This window comes from Actinomyces sp. ICM39 (assembly GCF_000282935.1).
GTDB classification, from domain to species: domain Bacteria; phylum Actinomycetota; class Actinomycetes; order Actinomycetales; family Actinomycetaceae; genus Pauljensenia; species Pauljensenia odontolytica_B.
The window spans coordinates 1-2,417 of sequence record NZ_ALCB01000041.1 but is presented as its reverse complement, the minus strand read 5'-3'; the positions used below and the strand labels follow the sequence as shown (position 1 = coordinate 2,417).

General features: G+C 70.6%; 1 protein-coding gene. It reads right to left on the bottom strand.

The window, feature by feature from the left end:
- A partial coding sequence (locus HMPREF1137_RS02150) for a SpaA isopeptide-forming pilin-related protein (protein ID WP_007588393.1) occupies positions 1-2,417 on the bottom strand: 2,417 nt, incomplete at both ends.

Below are 2,417 nucleotides of genomic sequence, written 5' to 3'. Positions count from 1 at the left end.
GAGGCCGAGGAGGGCGGCGCCGAGGCCGAGGTGCGGGTAGATGCCCGCGGAGCCGGAGTTGGGCAGGACGCCGACCTGGGTGTCGACGACGCGGATGGCGGGCAGCGCGGCGGCGCCCGTACCCGCGGCCGCGGGGATGACGCGCACGGAGGTGAAGCCCTCGTCGGCGCCGAAGTCGGTGGTGATCACCGTGGAGGCCGAGGCGTCGGCGCCCACCTCGATGTGGAAGGGCACGGCGCGGGGCAGGAGGACGTGTCCGGCGGGGGCGCGGGTCTCGACGAGCCAGTAGCTCTTGCCGGTCTCGAGGGGCGCGGTGACGAACTGCGATTCGCCGTCGGAGGTGGAGACGGGGGTACCGGTCAGGGCCTCGTTGTCGTAGATGGCGAAGGCGGCGCCCTCAAGCGGGTAGGTGCCGTCCTCGTTGGCGGTGCCGACGGGCTGGGTGCCGGCCTTTTCGATGCGGATGGTGCGCGGGCGGGCGGGGGCGCAGGCTTCGTTGTTGGCGGCGCCGTCGTGGTCGTAGGGGCCGGCGACGGAGTTGTAGAGGCCGCGCTTGGGGGTGAGGCGCCCGTTCGAGGGGACGCACTCAAGGGCGGCCTCGCTGTATCCGGCGGCGGCCTTGTCGCGGGCGACCTTCATGCGGATGAACCAGGTCGCGGACTTTCCGGGTTCGACGGTGGTGCCCTGGGTGAGGACGTAGGTGGCGGCGCGGTTCTGTTCTCGGGCGCCGCGCAGGCCCTCGAGAGAGGTGGCAATCGCGGCGGAGCGCAGGGTGAGGCCGGGCGCGAAGGCCGGGGTGTCGACGAGGCGGCCGGTCGTGCCCGCGATGGTGCCGTCGTTTGTGGCGGTGACGCGGTAGGTGACGGTGATCGTATCGCCCGAGGCGCCCTCGACGCTTTCGACGGTCTTGTCGATGCGCAGCTTGGGGGCCTGCTGCTGGATCGTGAAGTTGCAGGTGATGGGCACGGCGGCGGCGGTCTTAGCCGGGGGCACATCGGAGAAGTCGATGCCGCCGGTCATGGGGTCGCGGGTGACGTTGACGGCCTCGCCGATGCCGTTCACACAGTTAATGTCGGTGAGCTCCCAGCGCGCGGAGTTCGGGTCGTCGGAGACCTTCCAAGGGCCGAAGTAGCCGGGTTCGCCGAAGCGCAGGGGGCGGCGCCCGGGGATGCGCGGTCCGGTCTCGGCGATGACGAACTGGGAGTAGCCGGGGATGAAGGCCTGGTACCCCGACGTCACGGTGCCATCCTTGCCGTAGCCCGTGGGGGTCAGGGGGCTGTCCTCGAAGGAGGACCAGTCGACGAAGCCGCCAGCGTTCTCGGCGGTCTTGAGGGGCTCGCCCGTGGGCGAGACGAAGTCGCCGATGCCCAGCGTCGTGAAGTTGAAGGAGGGGATCTTGCCGCCGATCACCTCGGATTCCGGGGTGACGGTCTTCGCGATGCGGATGTAGCGCTCCTGGCTGAAGGTGGCGTACAGGCACCCGTAGGAGGTCTTGTTTTCCTTCGAGCTGAAGGTGGAGACGGGGGTGACGCCGTCTGGCGGCGTGTCCGGGCAGGTGCCGTCGCCGCTGGGAGTGAAGCCGGCGATGACGAGGCGGTACGGGATTCCGTCGATCATGACGGTCTTGTTCGAGGTGGTCCGCGAGATCGTCAGGACGTCGTCGGAGTTGGGGCTCTGGTCGGGCGTGCCCGCGGCGTCGGGGTAGGCGGCCGGGTTGTTCGTGTAGATGTCGCGGTTGCCTCGGCCCTTGCCGACGTGGCGGTAGCAGTACCAGACGCCCGATCCGGCGTCGCGGTTGAGGGCGGCGTAGGGCGCGTTCGCGGGGCACGAGGTCGGCCCGTTCGCGCGCGAGGCGAGCATGTAGGCGCCCTCGTCGCTCAGGGCCGCGGTGGTGTCGGTGTCGTCCTCGGTCTCTTCCTGGTCGAAGGGGAAGGAGTCCTCGATGCCGCCGATGTTGACGTCGATCGACGAGTGGACCCACTGGCTGGCCGAGTGCACCTGGAAGTTGTTGTGTCGCACGGTGCCCAGGAGGAAGGGCTTCCCGATGGGGACGTTGCCCGGGTTGTTGGGCTTGTACCCCAGGGCATTGGTGTTCTGCGGCGAGATGACGCCGGTGGCGACGGGGTTGGCGGCGGGCAGGCCACGCGCGATGTAGGTCCAGTAGTCGCCCGAGGCGACGGCGGCGTCCAGCATGGGCTGGGCGGTCCCGGCCTGGAGGGGGGCCGAGGACTGGGCGGGGTCGGCCGCATCGTAGGGGCCCGCGCCGCGCACGGTTCCGACGTAGGCGTTGTCGGGAACGTTGGTCGTGCGGTCCGTGGCCGAGCCGTTGATAGCGGCCGCGCCGAGGCGGCCGGCAGATGAGGTGACGGGGACGGTGCCGCCGCCGGGGGGCTCGAGCGTGGGGTCTGCGTCGGCGC